The organism is Massilia sp. LXY-5, assembly GCF_059801075.1.
In genome coordinates this window covers 39,683-55,548 of sequence record NZ_JBNNEH010000009.1, presented here as the reverse complement: position 1 = coordinate 55,548, position 15,866 = coordinate 39,683, and the positions used below count along the sequence as shown (strand labels likewise).

General features: G+C 65.3%; 12 protein-coding genes. 2 read left to right on the top strand and 10 right to left on the bottom strand.

Going from position 1 to position 15,866, the window contains the following annotated elements:
• Positions 1-96: 96 nt before the first annotated feature.
• The 7 genes from ACI48I_RS23680 to astC all read right to left on the bottom strand — a co-directional run bounded on the left by ACI48I_RS23680 (position 97) and on the right by astC (position 12,298).
• The gene (locus ACI48I_RS23680; protein ID WP_498575666.1) at positions 97-1,092 is read right to left on the bottom strand and encodes a succinylglutamate desuccinylase; all 996 of its coding nucleotides are present in this window, start codon (positions 1,090-1,092) and stop codon (positions 97-99) included.
• A 4-nt stretch (positions 1,093-1,096) separates the two neighbouring features.
• Positions 1,097-5,806 carry an NAD-glutamate dehydrogenase domain-containing protein gene (locus ACI48I_RS23675; protein WP_498575665.1) on the bottom strand — a complete coding sequence of 1,570 codons (4,710 nt, stop codon included), beginning with the start codon at positions 5,804-5,806 and terminating at the stop codon, positions 1,097-1,099.
• A 284-nt stretch (positions 5,807-6,090) separates the two neighbouring features.
• The gene (astB, locus tag ACI48I_RS23670) at positions 6,091-7,434 is read right to left on the bottom strand and encodes an N-succinylarginine dihydrolase (RefSeq protein ID WP_498575664.1); all 1,344 of its coding nucleotides are present in this window, start codon (positions 7,432-7,434) and stop codon (positions 6,091-6,093) included.
• 2 nt (positions 7,435-7,436) lie between these two features.
• On the bottom strand, positions 7,437-8,918 hold the full coding sequence (gene astD, locus ACI48I_RS23665) for a succinylglutamate-semialdehyde dehydrogenase (protein ID WP_498575663.1): 1,482 nt from the start codon (positions 8,916-8,918) through the stop codon (positions 7,437-7,439).
• Positions 8,911-9,942, bottom strand: coding sequence for an arginine N-succinyltransferase (astA, locus tag ACI48I_RS23660; protein ID WP_193687522.1), 1,032 nt, complete (start codon positions 9,940-9,942; stop codon positions 8,911-8,913). Before astA ends, astD begins: the two co-directional genes overlap by 8 nt.
• Positions 9,943-9,952: 10 nt before the next feature.
• Positions 9,953-10,978: an arginine N-succinyltransferase gene (locus tag ACI48I_RS23655; protein ID WP_498575662.1), complete on the bottom strand. Its 1,026-nt coding sequence runs from the start codon at positions 10,976-10,978 to the stop codon at positions 9,953-9,955.
• 75 nt (positions 10,979-11,053) lie between these two features.
• Positions 11,054-12,298: an acetylornithine/succinylornithine family transaminase gene (gene astC / locus ACI48I_RS23650; protein WP_498575661.1), complete on the bottom strand. Its 1,245-nt coding sequence runs from the start codon at positions 12,296-12,298 to the stop codon at positions 11,054-11,056.
• A 337-nt stretch (positions 12,299-12,635) separates the two neighbouring features.
• On the opposite strand from astC, the gene ACI48I_RS23645 reads away from it, so the two are divergent.
• Positions 12,636-13,085, top strand: coding sequence for a DUF488 domain-containing protein (locus tag ACI48I_RS23645; RefSeq protein WP_193687525.1), 450 nt, complete (start codon positions 12,636-12,638; stop codon positions 13,083-13,085).
• A 64-nt stretch (positions 13,086-13,149) separates the two neighbouring features.
• Positions 13,150-13,506, top strand: a complete 357-nt coding sequence (locus ACI48I_RS23640) for a translation initiation factor Sui1 (RefSeq protein ID WP_498575660.1) — start codon at positions 13,150-13,152, stop codon at positions 13,504-13,506.
• 44 nt (positions 13,507-13,550) lie between these two features.
• On the opposite strand, the gene ACI48I_RS23635 is transcribed toward ACI48I_RS23640, so the two are convergent.
• From ACI48I_RS23635 to ACI48I_RS23625, 3 genes are all read right to left on the bottom strand, one after another.
• On the bottom strand, positions 13,551-13,910 hold the full coding sequence (locus tag ACI48I_RS23635; protein ID WP_498575659.1) for a hypothetical protein: 360 nt from the start codon (positions 13,908-13,910) through the stop codon (positions 13,551-13,553).
• Positions 13,911-13,984: 74 nt separating this feature from the next.
• Positions 13,985-14,926 (bottom strand): GlxA family transcriptional regulator, encoded by a 942-nt coding sequence (locus tag ACI48I_RS23630; RefSeq protein WP_498575658.1) that lies wholly within the window; start codon positions 14,924-14,926, stop codon positions 13,985-13,987.
• 21 nt (positions 14,927-14,947) lie between these two features.
• Positions 14,948-15,850, bottom strand: coding sequence for a DMT family transporter (locus ACI48I_RS23625; RefSeq protein ID WP_193687529.1), 903 nt, complete (start codon positions 15,848-15,850; stop codon positions 14,948-14,950).
• Positions 15,851-15,866 lie beyond the last annotated feature (16 nt).

Sequence of the window (15,866 nt, the reverse complement as noted above, 5' to 3'; positions counted from 1 at the left end):
TCTGCAGGCGCACGCAACGCGTGGGCATGCCCACGCGTACGGAACCCGTGATCAACCGCGGAAATAAAAAACGCCGCGGACTCCGCGGCGTTTCGATCAATTCACACGCACCACCATCAACCCGGCGCGCAACCCGACTCTGACATCCGGATTCGGGAACACCACCATCTCCTCCTCGTGGAACACCGAATACACGGTCTCCCCGTCGGTGGCGATCACTTCTCCCCGCTTGAGCGAAGCGAAATTCGGCGTCTCGCGACTAAAACCCATGCGGAAATCGTCGGACAGTTTGACGATCTCCTGCGCCACCTTGAACACGTGCGGCGCGGTGCGCGCCGCCGCCTGTTCGCCGCGCAGCAGTGCATCGAGCGCTGCGGAAGCGTCGACAAACTGGGCCATGTTGTTCTGCCCCAGCGTGCCGACCCGTCCCAGCTCCACGGTGCTGCCCGCCGCGGCGTGGTGCTCGGCCGAGTAATAGCTGTAGGTGCCGGCCGATTTCGGATTCATGACGATCGCGCCGATCGCGGCCTGCCCCAGCCAGTCGATCAATGCTTGCTTGCCGTGGTCGGCGATCAGGTCCGGCACGATCGCGAACATCGGGTAGTGCGAAGCGCGGATCGCCGTGTGCAGGTCCAGGTGCCAGCGCACCGGGCCGGTGCCCGCGAAGAAGGCGTCGGTGGCGGCGATCATCTCGTCCGCCCGTGCAGCCTCCGCTGTCCCGGCCAGCGCTCCGCGATCGGGCTTGAACATGCGGTTCAAGTCGGCGTCGATGAAACGCTTGCCGGCGGCGATCGCCTCGACATTCCCGACGCAGAGCATCAGGTCCACCGCCAGCGCCGCCGGCGCGCGTGACAGGGCTTCGATCACGTGCGCGACCATTTCGATCGGCCCGGTCTCGTCGCCATGCACGCCGACCGACAGCAGCACCGCCGGCCGGGTCACGGGCTGCACACCCTTCACCGTCAGGATGCCCTTCGCGGGCAACCCGACGACGAAGCCGGCGTTGCGGAAGCGCTGCGCGACCGTGCCGAAATCGGCTTCGGCCAGCGCGCGCACCGCGTCAGGCACCTGATGGAGGGACGGTGCGCTCATGGTCTCAAGCCGCCAGGCGTTCCGGATTCGAGCCTTCCGACAGCGACCAGACGTCCAGCATTGCCTGTTCGAGGTCGGTGGCCGGCGCGTAACCGGTCAGGCCCATCTCCGACGTGACCTTGTCGACCGCCGCCAGCGCATCGCCGCTGCCGGCACGCTCGATCACCTGCAGCAGCAGGCGCTGCTGGGTGCGGCGCAATGCCTGCATCGCGTAGTTGCGCAGCTGTTCCTGCGACTTGCTTTGCGGCGGCAACTTGAGGCCGCGCTCCAGCGTATCGATGCCGGCGCGCTCGCGCAGCGCCATGCCGACCTGCAGGAACTGGGCCAGCGACATGCCGCTTGGGCGCTGCACGGAGACGGCGGCGAACAGGAAAGTCGCCAGCGACTCGATGGTCTCAACAAGCTTCCAGGCCTGCACGAAGCGGCCGTTCAGGCCCGCATGGCCGTCTGCCTCCGACTTGGCAGGCATCAGCTGGCGCACCTGCTCGCTGTTGGCGAACAGCTGCGACAGTTCCTGCATGCCGTCGGCGCCCTGCGGCAGCGAGAGCACGCCTTCGATCACGGCGCGCAGCAGCGCACGGGTGCGCCCGTCGACCGCGACCGACACTTCGCGCGGCACGCTCAGGGCATCGGCGTCGAGCGCGTCGAACACCGGCGCCAGGTTCAGCGCCGACCAGGCACGGCCCCAGGCTTTCACGACTTCCGCTTCGTCGACGCGGTGTTCGGCAGCCAGGTCGCGGATCATCAGCGGACCGCAGCGGTTGACGGCTTCGTTCGCCAGCACCGTGGCCAGGATTGCATTGGCCAGCGGGTGATCGAGCGGGTCGCGGGTCGCGACCAGCTGGGCCGGGAAGTACGGACGCAGTACCGTCTCGGCCCAGGGTTCGTCGGTCAGCGGCAGCGCGGCCAGGATGCGTTTAAAACGGTTCTTGACGTTGGCGACGACGACCGCCAGTTCCGGCGCGGTGAGGCCGACGCCCAGCGCTTTGCGGCGCTGCAGTTCGGTGTCCGTCGGCAGCTGTTCCAGCTCGCGCGACACGGCGCCCTCGGCTTCCAGACTGGTGATCAGGGCAGCGTAGGCGTCGACGACCGAGCCGTTCTGCTGCGCCTGTACTTCGCGGGTCAGCAAATGGGTCTGCTGCGTGTTGTCGCGCAGGACCAGTTTTTCGACGTCGCCCGTCATCTCGTTCAGGATGCGGTTACGGTCCGCTTCCGGCAGCTTGCCGAGATTGACTTCGGTATCGAGCCAGATCTTGATGTTGACTTCGTGGTCCGAGCAGTCCACGCCGGCCGAGTTGTCGATCGCATCGGTGAAGATGCGGCCGCCAGCCAGTGCGAATTCGATGCGGCCGGCCTGGGTCGCGCCCAGGTTGCCGCCTTCGGAGACCACCTTGCAGCGCAGTTCGTTGCCGTTGACGCGGATCCGGTCATTGGCGCGGTCTTTGACTTGCGCATGGGTTTCGGTCGAGGCCTTGATATAGGTACCGATGCCGCCGTTGTAGAACAGGTCCACTGGTGCCAGCAGGATGCGGTGCATCAGCTCTTCCGGAGCGAGCGAGGTCTCTTCGATGTCCAGCGCAGCACGCACCTGCGGCGACAGTTCGATCGAACGGGCGTTACGTGGGAACACGCCGCCGCCCTGGGAGATCAGGCTCTTGTCGTAGTCTTCCCACGACGAACGCGGCAGCGCGAACATGCGCTGGCGTTCGGCGAACGAGACCGCGACGTCCGGGGTCGGATCCAGGAAGATGTGGCGGTGGTCGAAGGCCGCCAGCACTTTTAATTGACGCGACAGCAGCACGCCGTTGCCGAACACGTCGCCCGACATGTCGCCCACGCCGACCATCGAGATCGGGGTCGTGCTCATGTCGTGGCCGATTTCGTAGAAGTGGCGTTTGACGGCTTCGAAGGCGCCCTTCGCGGTGATGCCCATCTTCTTGTGGTCGTAGCCGTTCGAGCCGCCCGAGGCAAACGCGTCGCCCAGCCAGAAGCCACGCTGGACGGCGATGCTGTTGGCGATGTCGGAGAAGGTCGCGGTGCCCTTGTCGGCGGCGACCACCAGGTACGGATCGTCCTGGTCGTAGCGCACGGTGTTATCCGGTGCCACGATCGCGCCGCGCACGCGGTTGTCGGTCACTTCCAGCAGGCTGGCGATGAACAGGCGGTAGACGCTCTCGCCCTCAGCCGCCACGGTTTCGCGCACGGCGTCCTTCGGCATCTGCTTGCAGACGAAGCCGCCCTTCGAGCCGGCCGGCACGATGACGGCATTTTTCACCATCTGCGCCTTCACCAGGCCGAGGACTTCGGTGCGGTAGTCTTCCATGCGGTCCGACCAGCGCAGGCCGCCGCGGGCGACCGGGCCGCCGCGCAAGTGCACGCCTTCGAAGCGGCGCGAGAACACATAGATCTCGCGGTAAGGACGCGGTTCCGGTGCCAGCGACAGGTTGCTGGTGTCGAACTTGAAAATGATCTTTTCGCCGTCGTTCTGGAAGTAGTTGGTGCGCACGGTCGCCAGCGCCAGCTCGACCAGGGCGGCCATGATTTCTTCGGTGTCGGCGTGGTTCACGCTCGACAGGCCGGCTTTCAGCGAGGCCAGCTTCGCGGTGCCTTCGCCGCGTTCGGACTCGGACAGGGCGGGATTAAAACGCTGCAGGAAGGCGGTGACGAACTCTTTGACCAATGCCGGCTGGGCGCGCAGCGTTTCCGCCATGTAGCGCACCGAGAACTTCGAGCCGAGCTGGCGCCAGTAGCTGATATAGCCGCGCACCAGCTGCACTTCGCGCACCGACAGGCCGCCTTCGATGGTCAGCCCGTTCAGGCGACCGTCTTCGGCTTCGTTGTTGAACAGCGCGGAAAACAGCTCTTCGGCCACCGGCGCGATGCCGGCTTTGACCAGTTTGTTGCCGCTCTCGTCGTCCACGGCCAGCGCGGTGACGTGGTGGCGCACGCCGTCGGTGGTCGTGATAGCCCAGGTCTGCTCGCGGTCGACCGCGATGCCTGCGTTCTGCAGGGCCGGCAGGATGCGCGACAGCGAAGGCACGTTCTCGCCCGAGTACAGGCGGATCGAGGCGTCGTGGGCTTCGTTGCCGGCGCCGCTGCCCGGTTCGATGCGCACGGCAACGCGGTCCTGCTGGCCAATGTTCAGCATCGCCTGCAGGTCGCGGAAGGCGACGTCCGGCGCGGTCGCGGTGACGAAGGAGACCGGCAGGTTGGCGCCCATCTTGCGCAGGCTGCTGCGCTGTGCGTGTTCTTCGACGCCGTTGGTCATGGCGGCAAAGCGGTCGTGCCAGCCGTCCAGCACCGCCAGCAGCGGCTGCTGGATGTCGGTTTCCAGGTCGAGCGGATAGCGGGCAGCATGCGCGATCAGGTAGACACGGGCCAGCGGACCGTCGGCCACCAGGGTCTGCACGCGCACGTCATGCGCGCCCGAGCTTTCCTTCAGGGCTTGCGCCAGGCTGGTGGCGACGGCGGCGCTGTAGCGCTCGCGCGGCAGGTAGACCAGCGTGTTCAGGTGGCGGCCGTACACGTCGCGGCGCGCGAAGACTTTTGGACGCGGCTGCTTGTACAGCGAGACGACCGAGCTGCACACCTGCGCCAGCCATTCCGGATCGGCTTCCAGCGCTTCGGTGCGCGGCAGGGATTCGAGGATCTCGAGGAATTTCTCGGCGCGGAAACCTTCCTGGCGCACGCCGGCCAGGCTCAGGACTTTCGCCACGCGGCCGCGCGCGAACGGCAGGCGCGCCAGCGGGGTCGAGGTGGCGGCGCGGGTGAACAGGCCGACGAAGCAGTGCTCGCCGAGGATGTTGCCCTGGGCGTCGGTGTGGCGCACGCCAATAAAATCGAGCGGCTGGTCGCGGTGCAGGGTGCCCTCGACGTCAGCCTTCACGATCGACAGGGTTTCGGCGCGGCCGGCCAGGGTATTGAGTTCGCCCGGGATGTTGGCCAGGCAGGTGCCGTAGACCGGGTGCGCAGTGTCCTTCAGCACGCCGATGCGGCTCGGGATGTCGCGTGCCAGCTCGGTCTGGCCGGGCTGGACGACATAGTATGCGTAGCCGAAGGGTTCGAAGCCTTCATTTTTCGCCCACTCGAGGAAGGCCGCCACTTCCTGGCCGGCCGGGGTATTGCCGGCTGCCGCGGCGGCGGCGACGGCGGTCATGCGGTCGCCCATGGCGACGGCATCGCGGTGCACGACGGCGGCATCGTTGGCGACCATGCGGATGCGCGCGGTCAGCTTGTCGAGTTCTTCGAAGGCCAGTTCGTCGTTCAGCAGCACCAGCACATACGATTCAAGAGGAGACCCGGCGCTGCCGACGGCGGTCACGACGCCGTTCGCGTCACGCTGGACCGGCAGCACGGCGTTCATCACGCCGGCGGCCAGGACGCGCTCCTTGCGCAGTGCCATGACGAAGGAATCGACCAGGTAAGGCATGTCGTCGTTGAGGATCAGCAGCGCCGTCGCCATGCCGCCCTTGGTGTCGGTGTAGCGCAGTTGCGCGATCTGGCAGCCCTGCGAAGTGCGCTTCGCGGCCTGCGTGAAACCGTCCCACAGGACGGGGGCCAGCGCTTGCGGCGCGGTGCCGGCCAGATCTTCTTCGTCGAGCGATCCGAGCCAGGCGCTGATCAGGGCGCGGACTTGTTCGGTCGCACCTTGAGCGGGCTGGTTGGTCACCAGGTTGAGGGTCTGCGTACGCAAATCTTGCGACATGTCGTTCATTGTTGCTTCTCCAAAGCTTGATGTTGTCGCCCGTACGCGCTACGGCTTGTGGCTTTGCGCGCACCGGCGTTTGGTGGACAGGGTTGTCCCGTCCAGGTCCTTGGCTTCCTTGTCCCGGAAGCGTGTAACTCGTTGTTCGTTGGCGGTGCGTTGTGGGCGCCGCCGTTCTTTGCTGCCGTACCGCGTGGGCTCGGAGAGCCCACCCTACGTTACGCGACTGCTTCGGGTGCACCGTAGGGTGGGCTCTCGAGCCCACGCGTCATCACCGCTTGATCAACGGCGCCTTAACTCAAATCGTACAAACCCGGCAATCCAAGAATGCCTTCCAGCGCCTCCAGCGCCGCCGTGCATTCCAGCGCGAGCTGCGGATCCGCCAGATCCTTCGGCTCCACCCGATCCCGGTAATGCCGCTCGACCCAGCCCACCAGCTGCGCGTACAGCGCTTCGGTCATGATCACGCCCTGGTGCATGCTTGCTGCCTGGTCGTCGGTCAGAGCCACGCGCAAGCGCAGGCAGGCTGGTCCGCCGCCGTTGCGCATGCTCTGGCGCAGGTCGAATTCGAGCAGCTCGTCGATCGGACCGCCGCTGGCGACCAGACCGGCCAGATACGCCGACACCGCCGCGTTCTCGCGGCATTCATGCGGCACCAGCAGCGCCATCTTGCCATCGGTTTTTGTGAGCAGCTGGCTGTTGAACAGGTAGCTGGCCACCGCGTCGGCGACCGGCACCATGGCGCCCGCCACGCGTACCGGCACGAAGTCGGCACCCACGCCCGCGACCGAGCGGCGCAGCGCGTCGATGGTCGAGGCCTCGTCGGCAAACGCTTCCTCATGATAGAACAGGACGTTGCCGTTGCCGACCGCGATAACGTCGTTGTGGAACACGCCCTGGTCGATCACGTCCGGGTTCTGCGCCGCAAACACGGTGCGCGCCGGATCGAGACCGTGCAGGCGCGCCACGGCTTGCGACGCTTCCAGGGTCTGGCGCGCCGGATATTTTTTCGGGAACGGCGCCGACGGATCGAACTCCACGCGGCCATAGACAAAAAACTCGACACCGGTTGCGCCGTGGTTGGCGGCGAAACGGGTGTGGTTCGCCGCGCCTTCGTCCCCAAAAGCCGGCGTCGACGGCAGCGGGTCGTGCACGACGAAGTGATCGTGGTTCCTGAAAATCGCGCGCAGCGTGCGCGTGGCCTGCGCGTGTTCTTCCGAGCGGTGCAGTTTGTTGTTCAGGTTCGCGGCCGTGAAGTGGACGCGGCCGTCGCGGGTATCGGCCGAGGGGCTGACGGTGGCCGCGTTCGCGGTCCACATCGGCGCCGCCGACCAGGCGCAGGACAGGATCACGGGCGCTTCGCGCCAGGCCTGGGCCAATACATCGGCATCGGTGCCCGAGAAGCCGAGGCTGCGCAGCAGGCGGAAATTCGGGCGCGCCTGCGGCGGCATCACGGCTTGCGCGAAGCCGCGTGCGGCCAAATCCCGCATCTTGGCCAGGCCCTGCAGGGCGGCCAGGCGCGGGTTCGAGGCGCTCCTCACATTGCTGAAGGACGCGACGTTCCCGAAGGAGAGGCCGGCGTAGTTGTGCGACGGACCGACAAGGCCATCGAAATTGTATTCGCGAGCGTTACGCATGATTAAAACACCAGTCCCGGCGACAGCTTGGCCGGCATGTCGAGTTCGGACGTCTCGATCGAGGCGACCGGGTAAGCGCAGTAATCCGCAGCATAATACGCGCTTGGGCGGTGATTGCCGGATTTGCCGACGCCGCCGAACGGCGCCGAGCTGGCCGCACCGGTGGTCGGACGGTTCCAGTTGACGATGCCGGCGCGGGCGCGCACGGCAAAACGCTTCCACAGCTCTTCCGACGGCGACAGCAGCGCGGCCGCCAGGCCGAATTCGGTGGCGTTCGCGACCTTCACCGCCTGGTCGAAGTCTTTTACGCGCACGACCTGCAGCAGCGGGCCGAACCACTCTTCGTCCGGGATGCCCTGCGCATCGGTCACGTCGACGATGCCGGCGGTAACAAAACCCGCGTTCGGATCGAGCTGGCGCATCTGCAGCAGCACCTTGCCGCCCTTCGCTTCCATCTCGGCCTGTGCCTGCACCAGGCGCGCCGCGACGGCTGCGGAGACCACCGGACCCATGAAGGGCTGCGGCTCGGCCTTCGAGGCGCCGACCTGCAGCTTACTGGCCACTTCCACCAGACGGTCAATGAATGCCTGGCCTTCCGGCGTGTCCTGCACCACCAAGCGGCGCGCGCAGGTGCAGCGCTGGCCGGCGGAGATAAAGGCGGACATCACGGTATGGTGCACGGCGGCGTCGATATCCCGGGGGTTGGAACTGAGGTCCCAGACCACGAGCGGGTTGTTGCCGCCCATTTCCAGCGCCAGCATCTTGCCCGGCTGGCCGCCGAACTGCTTATGCAGCGCGGCGCCGGTCTGGCTGCTGCCGGTGAACAGCACGCCGTCGATCAGCGGGTCCTGGCCAAGGGCGATGCCGGTGTCGCGGCCGCCGTTGACCAGGTTCAGCACGCCCTTCGGCAAGCCGGCCTGCTCCCACAGCTGCACGGTTTTGACGGCGGTGCGCGGCGCGTATTCGCTCGGCTTGAAGACGACCGTGTTCCCTGCGATCAGGGCCGGCACGATGTGGCCGTTCGGCAGGTGGCCCGGGAAGTTATACGGACCGAAGACGGCGAACACGCCATGCGGACGGTGGCGCAGCACGGCATTGCCGTCGGCGACTTTCGCATTCGATTCGCCGGTGCGCGCGCCGTAGGACTGCACCGAGATGTCGATTTTATTCGCCATGGTCGCCACTTCCGTGCGCGCTTCCCACAGCGGTTTGCCGACTTCCTCGGCGATGATGGACGCCAGCTCTTCCGCGTGTTCCTTCAGCAGGTCGCGGAACCGGGTGGCGATGCCGATGCGCTCTTCCAGCGGGCGCAGGGCCCAGTCCTCGAAGGCGTCGTGCGCGGCCCGGGCGGCGCGGGCCACATCGTCCGCCGTCGATTCCTTGCTGGTCCAGGTCTGGCGGCCGCTGGACGGGTCGATCGTGACCAGTTCCGCGCCACTTCCCGCAGACCATTCGCCGTTAATAAAATTCGACAGGTTAGCCATTGTTCTTCCTTACGTTGAGTGACAGCGTGCGTACCGGCTCGCCCGCCTGGACGTGCAGCAGCGCCAGTTCCTGCGCCGAGAGGCAGACTTCGGCGCCGTCGATCGTCGTCTGCGCCAGCACCATCCGGAAATCGTCGAGCTTCGTGTTCGACACCAGCAGGCATTCGGTCTCGCCTTGCGGCCGGCCTTCGTTGGCAACGCGCAGCACGCTGTCGCGCACCGAACGCAGTTCTTTTACGCGTCCCTGCAGCACCGGACCGGCGTCAAAGATATCGACATAGCCCTCGTAGTGCATGCCCTCCTGCTCCAGCAGTTTCCGGGCCGGCAGGGTCGAGCGGTGCACCTGGCCGATGACTTCGCGCGCCGACTCCGGCAGGTAGTCGACGTACAGCGGCTGGCGCGGCATCAGCTCGGCGATAAAGGATTTCTTGCCCATCGCGGTCAGGCCGTCGACATGGTTGAAATCCATCTTGAAGAAGTGGCGGCCGAGTCCCTCGTAGAACGGACTCGTGCCATCTTCGGTGAGGTAGCCGCGCATCTCGGCGATGATCTTCTCGGTGAACAGCTGCTGGAACTGTGCGATGAACAGGAAACGGCTTTTGGACAGCCACTTGCCGTTGTAGCCCTTGCGGTAGTCCGGCTGCAGGAACAGCGAGCACAGTTCGGTGGCGCCGGTGAGATCGTTCGACAGGTACAGCGTCTCCATGCGCGTAAACACGTTCAGTTCGCGGCTGGAGTGGACCAGGGTGCCGATGCGGTAGTTATAGAACGGCTCGTTCATGCCGACCGCAGCCTTGATGGCGCAGACGCCGGCCAGGCGGCCGGTCTCGGTGTCTTCCAGCACGAACATGTAGTCGCGCTCTTCGGGCGGAATGGTTTCATGAAACGAGGCGACGGCGCAGGCGACCCGGTCGCCCAGCATTTGCCGGTCCGGCTTCAGCGTGGTCATGCCGCCGCCGACCTCGCGCGCCATCTCGATCAGCGGGTCGAGGTCCGATGCAGCAATGGAACGAATGACGAGCATGGTGCCTCTCTCAGATTCTGACGCAGATGACGTTGTCGCCGGGCGCCACGCCCAGCGCCTGCTGTGCCGCGAGCGGCAGGAACAGGACGTCGGAGGTGTCGCAGGGCGGGCAAGCCACGGTGATGGCGCGGAAGCGCTCGGCATTCGTCGCCACCGCATAGGTGACGAAGTTCTCGGCTGCGCCCTCCTGTGCAGTCTCGACGCGGCGGTGCTGCGAGCCGCAGAACGAACGCAGCGACAGTTTATGGGCAGCCAGGATCGGGCCGCCGTCGAAGATGTCGACATATTCGTCCGCTTCGAAGCCTTCGGCCGTCAGCAGGTCGAAGGCCAGCTGGCCGCCGGGATGGATCTGGCCCATCGCCGCCTGGGCGTCGCCCGGCAGCAGCGGCACATAGACCGGATAGTGCGGCATCAGCTCGACGATGATCGTGCGATTGCGTGAGCCGCCGATGACGCGCTCGGCGTCGAGGAAATCCATCTTGAAAAACTTGCGGCCGAGCGCATTCCAGAACGGCGACTGGCCGTCTGCATCGGTGACGCCGGCCAGCGGCACGAAGAAGCGGTCGCCGAAACGGTGCGGCGCCAGCACCGCGTACAGCAGGCGCGCACGCGACAGCAAAGCCGCCTCGATACCCGCGTGTTCGCGGTCGCGCAAATGAAAACCGGCCAGCTGCGAGCAGGCCGTCAGTTCCGAGCACAGGGTCAGCGCATGCACGCTGTGCGAGATGTTCAGGTCGCGCGAGACTTGCTGGATCACGTCGTTGCGGAACGCAAAATAGGTGCCGTTCGAGCCGGCCGACGCGTGCACGGCGGCCGTGCCGACGATGTCGCCACTGGTCGACTCTTCCAGCACGAACAGGTAGGACTCTTCGCTCGGGATATCGACTTGCGCCGCGAACGACGCGATCGAACGCTCGACGAAGGCGCCGATCGTGTCGCGCGTGCGCGGCAGCGTGTGCACGCCGGGCGTGATCACGGCGGCCAGGCGCTCGAGCGCGTCGACATCCGCGAGTTCTACCGGACGGACAACGTACATGTGGTCTCCCTTGAAGGGTTCAGTGCGAACGAATCCCGGCCGCGTGGGCCGGGACGATACTGCAAGCGCGGGCGCTTAAGCGGCGGCGAGGAACTCGTCGACGGCGGCGCGCAGGATGCGATCGGCTTCCGCGATCTGCGCGTCCGACACGATCAGCGCCGGCGCCATGCGGATCACGTCGGGACCGGCGATCAGGAGCATCAGGCCCATCTTCTCGGCGATCTTGGTGACGTCCTTGGCACGGCCTTTAAAACCTTCGGCCAGCGGAAGGCCGATCAAGAGGCCCAGGCCGCGTGCCTTGCCGAACAGCTGCGGATAGTCGGCGGTCAGCTTCTCCAGGTTGGCGAAGATTTTGGCGCTGGCTTCTTTCACACGCGCCAGGAAGGCCGGCTGGTTGATCATCTCGACCACGTTCAGCGCGACGGTTGCGGCCAGCGGATTGCCGCCGTAGGTAGTGCCGTGCGAGCCGACGTTGAAGTGCTGGGCGATCTCCTCGGTGGTCAGCATGGCGCCGATCGGGTAGCCGTTGCCGAGTGCCTTCGCGCTGGTGAGGATGTCCGGAATGACCGGGGTGTCCATGTAGGCGTAGAGGGCGCCGGTACGGCCCACGCCCGACTGCACTTCGTCGAAGATCAGCAGTGCGCCGGTCTTGTCGCAGAACTCGCGCAGCGCCGCCAGGTAGGCATGGTCGCCGGGAATGACACCGCCCTCGCCCTGGATCGGCTCGACGATCACGGCCGCGACGTCGTCGAGGATCGCGGCGCGCGCGGCTTCAATGTCGTTGTACGGGATGTGGTTGATCTCTTGCGGCAGCGGCTCGAAACCTTCGGTGTACTTCGGCTGGCCGCCGACGGACACCGTGAACAGCGTGCGGCCGTGGAAGGACGACAGGCAGGAGATGATGCGCGATTTATGGGGACCGAACTTGGTGTGCGCGTACTTGCGCGCCAGTTTCAGGGCCGCTTCGTTCGCTTCCGCGCCCGAGTTGCAGAAGAAGGCGCGGTCGGCAAAGGTCGCTTCGACCAGCGCCGAAGCCAGGCGCAGCACCGGCTCGTTGGTGTAGCCGTTACCGAGGTGCCACAGGGTGTTGATCTGCTTGGTCAGCGCGTCGACCAGCACCGGGTTGGCGTGGCCGAGGCTCGAGACGGCGATACCGGAGGTGAAGTCGAGGTAATGCTTGTCTTCCTGGTCCCACACGTCCAGTCCCGCAGCGCGCACCGGCACCATCGCGGCCGGAGCGTAGGTCGGAACGAGGACTTCGTCGAAGGTCTGCCGAGTGACAGGCCGCGTTGTGACACCCGAATCAAGCTTTGCATTCATGACTTTTTCCTCATCAAAAAGTAGTGACAGGCGCGCCGGGACGCGGGCGCCGAGTCTGGTCATTATAAGGAGGATGGGCTGGCGGGTTCTTGCAGAAGTGCGACGGGGATTTTCATTTTTGGCCGATGAGACCATCCCGGTGGGCCTCGATATCCCCACGGGACTGGCTGGTACTGTCGCTGACCCGCTGCTTCCGGTTAGGTACCGCAAGTAGCGTGACACCTCTTCTACCAGTTCAGCAAGACCAGGCAGGAAGCGAGATTCGCTACAATTGGATCGCCTGTTGGATCGGCGTTACCGCCCCGACAGCCTGATCGAATCCCGAAGGGAATAGCATATGACGCACATAGAAGTTTCGACAATCGGCTTTACTAAAAAGTCGGCAGAAACTTTTTTCAGCCTTTTGCGAAACGCAAACGTGCGAACGGTGCTCGACGTACGCTTGAACAACACTTCGCAGCTTGCGGGTTTCGCTAAAAAAGCGGATTTGCGATTTTTACTGTCCGAACTCCTGGGTGTTCAATATATCGAGCTAGGTGAACTGGCGCCTGAGAAGGAGATGCTGCAACGTTACCAACTGAAGGAAATGACATGGGACGATTATGCAAGCGCCTATCTGGAATTGCTCGCACGGCGCCGCGTGGAGAGCAATCTGGACGTTTCCTTATTCGACGGGGGATGTCTGCTATGCAGCGAGGACAAACCTCATCAGTGCCATCGGCGGCTTGCGGTCGAGTATCTCAACTCGCGCTGGAACGGAAAATTGAAGATTTCCCATCTCGTTTAGTTTTCATGGCAGGTCCGGCACCCGGACGCCACCTCAGCCATATATCGAAAGGGCACGTAGAAAAATGAAGAGCAGTTCGAACGGCGGCCTGGTGTATTCCACCGATAGCGGGCGCATGTGCCCCGAATGCCGGCAACCCGTCGCGCAATGCGTATGCAAGAAAAAGGCTGTCACCGCAGGCGATGGAACGGTGCGCGTGTCACGCCAGACGAAAGGCCGCGGCGGGAAAAGTGTGACCCTCATCAAGGGACTGGCGCTCGATCCCACCGCACTGGCGCTACTGGGCAAGCAATTGCGCACTGCATGCGGTTCAGGCGGAACGGTAAAAGACGGTGTCATCGAGATCCAGGGCGACCACTGTGAGCTGGTCATGGAAACACTCGCAAAGCTTGGCCATCAGCCGAAACGCGCCGGCGGCTGAGTTGCGGCTGCGCCGGGCCAGCGCTCCAACGGCCGTATGCAACCCTATCGTTGCCTGGCCGGCGTCACCGCCGGCTCGACATTGCGCAGCGTAACCAGCGCCCGATATTCGGTATCGTCCAGCACGAATTCAAGGCGCGCCTGCGGCGGATAACTCGTCTTGATCAGCATTGCCGACGCCATCTTAGCGTCGAATGCAGTACGCACCCAGCCGGACAGCGCCTGTGGCCGCTGGTGCGGTGCTTCACGCAGGATTTCGGTGATCGCCCGGAGATGCTCGGGATGGTCGCGCTGGACACGCGCGAGTGCGCCGGGCGTGTCGAGGTCGACCTGATGCACGGCCCCAAAATCAGCGTGGGCGGAAAAGGCGACGCCGGCAAGCAGCGCGGCCAATATGGTTCTCATGGCGCATCTCCTTGAAGAATACGCCTAGTCTACTCCGGGCATCGGCCAGCGGATCAACGCCTGTGCAGCGAACCCTACTCGGCCAGCCGGCGCTGCCGCTCCTCGCGCGGCGTATTCCCGAACAGGGCCCCAAACGCCGTCGAAAAGTGCGACCCCGACGAAAACCCGCACATCAGCCCCACCTGCACGATCGAGTTGTTCGTGTCGAGCAGCAACTGACGCGCCCGGTTCAAGCGCAGTTCCAGATAATAGCGTGACGGCAGACTGCCGAGATACTGCTTGAACAAGCGCTCCAGCTGCCGCCGCGACACGCCCGCCAGCTGGGCAATCTCGTCGGTCGACAACGGCTCTTCGATATTCGCTTCCATCAAGGTCACCGCTTCCGTCAGTTTCGGCTGCAGCGTTCCGAAGCGCGCCTGCAGGGCCACGCGCTGGCGCTCCTCGCGGCCGCGCACGCGGTCGACGCACAGCAGCTCTTTGACGGGAGCCTGCACGTTGGATCCAAAAATCATGTCGATCAGGGTCAGTGCAAAATCGACGGAGGCGGCGCCGCCGCAGCAGGTCAGACGGTTGCCGTCGATCTCGTACAGGTGCGGGGTAAAGATGGCCTGGTCGGCGCGGCTGTCGGCGTCGGCGTACAGCGACCACGGAAATGCGGTGCGCACGCCGTTCAGGGCGCCGGCTTCCGCCAGCCACAGCACGCCGGCACCGACGCCGCCCCAGAAGGGCGCGGCGCGGCAGCGCTCGACCAGGGCGCGGAAGTTCGCGGGTTTTAATCCTGCCTGCGCTTCGTCGGCGGCCAGCAGCACCAGGTGCCAGTGGCGCTGGGCGTCGCTGGTAAATTTGTCGGGGCTGCGCACGTCGACGTGCAGGCGCTCGGGGCCGAGGATCTTGGCGGCCTGGCGCAAGGGCTGGACCAGGCCGGACCAGGTCAAGGAATCCGGTTCGCCCGCGTTGATCAACAGGATGCGCAGCGGCCGTTCCTGCGCCATGACGGACAGTTCAGCTTGCGGCATCGGGGCAGATTGGGGGCGTCATCACTCGGGGGCAAGCGCGGCGGCGGGCCGGCGTTCGGAATTCCATTGACTGACTATCATACCGGAGATCAACAGCAAGCCGCCCAGCCAGCCGCGTCCCGTCATCGCTTCTCCCAGCCAGAAATAGCCGAAGAAGGCGGCAGCCGCCGGCTCGAAGGCGTAGACGACGGCCGCCTCGTTGGCCGTGGTGCGCGACTGGCCCCAGGTCTGCAGCGAAATAATGGCGGCAGTCGCTACCACGCCGAGGTAGGCGAAGTTCCAGGCGTGCTGGCCGATGGCAGTCACGACACCGCCGAACCAGGCGCTGCGTGCGGCGGCGTCGCCCGGCACCTCGCGCGCCAGCAGCCAGAGCGCGGCGCAGACGGCGACGGTGGTGATTTGGCCCGCAGTGACGGTAAGCAGGTTCGTCGCACGCTGGGTGTGCACTTCCATGACCTTGATGTACACGCCGAAGCAGAGCGCACACATCAGCGCGAGCGAGTCGCCGAGGCCCCAGCCGCCGCCATCCCAGCACAGGGCGGCCAGTCCGGCGAGCGACATGGCCAGCGCCAGCACGATGCGGCGCTCGGGCAGGCGTCCGGCCAGCACGCCCAGCAGCGGCACGACCAGCACGTTCAGGCCGCAAATAAACGCGTTGCGATTGGAACTGGTCAGCGCCAGGCCCTCGACCTGGAAAATAAAGCAGAAGAATAACAAGACGCCCAGCAGCGCGCCCGAGCGCAGGTCGTGGGCCCTGGCGCGCCACAGGAAGGGCGACAACAGCAAGGCTGCCAGGGCGAAGCGCACCAGGATGATCCACACCGCCGAGAAATGCCCCGTTAAATCTTTCATGGCCGGGAAAGTCGTGCCCCAGACCAGGGTGACGAGCAGCAAGGCGAGGATGCCGTGGAGGTGGCGGGTCATAAATGTGGCAAATCGG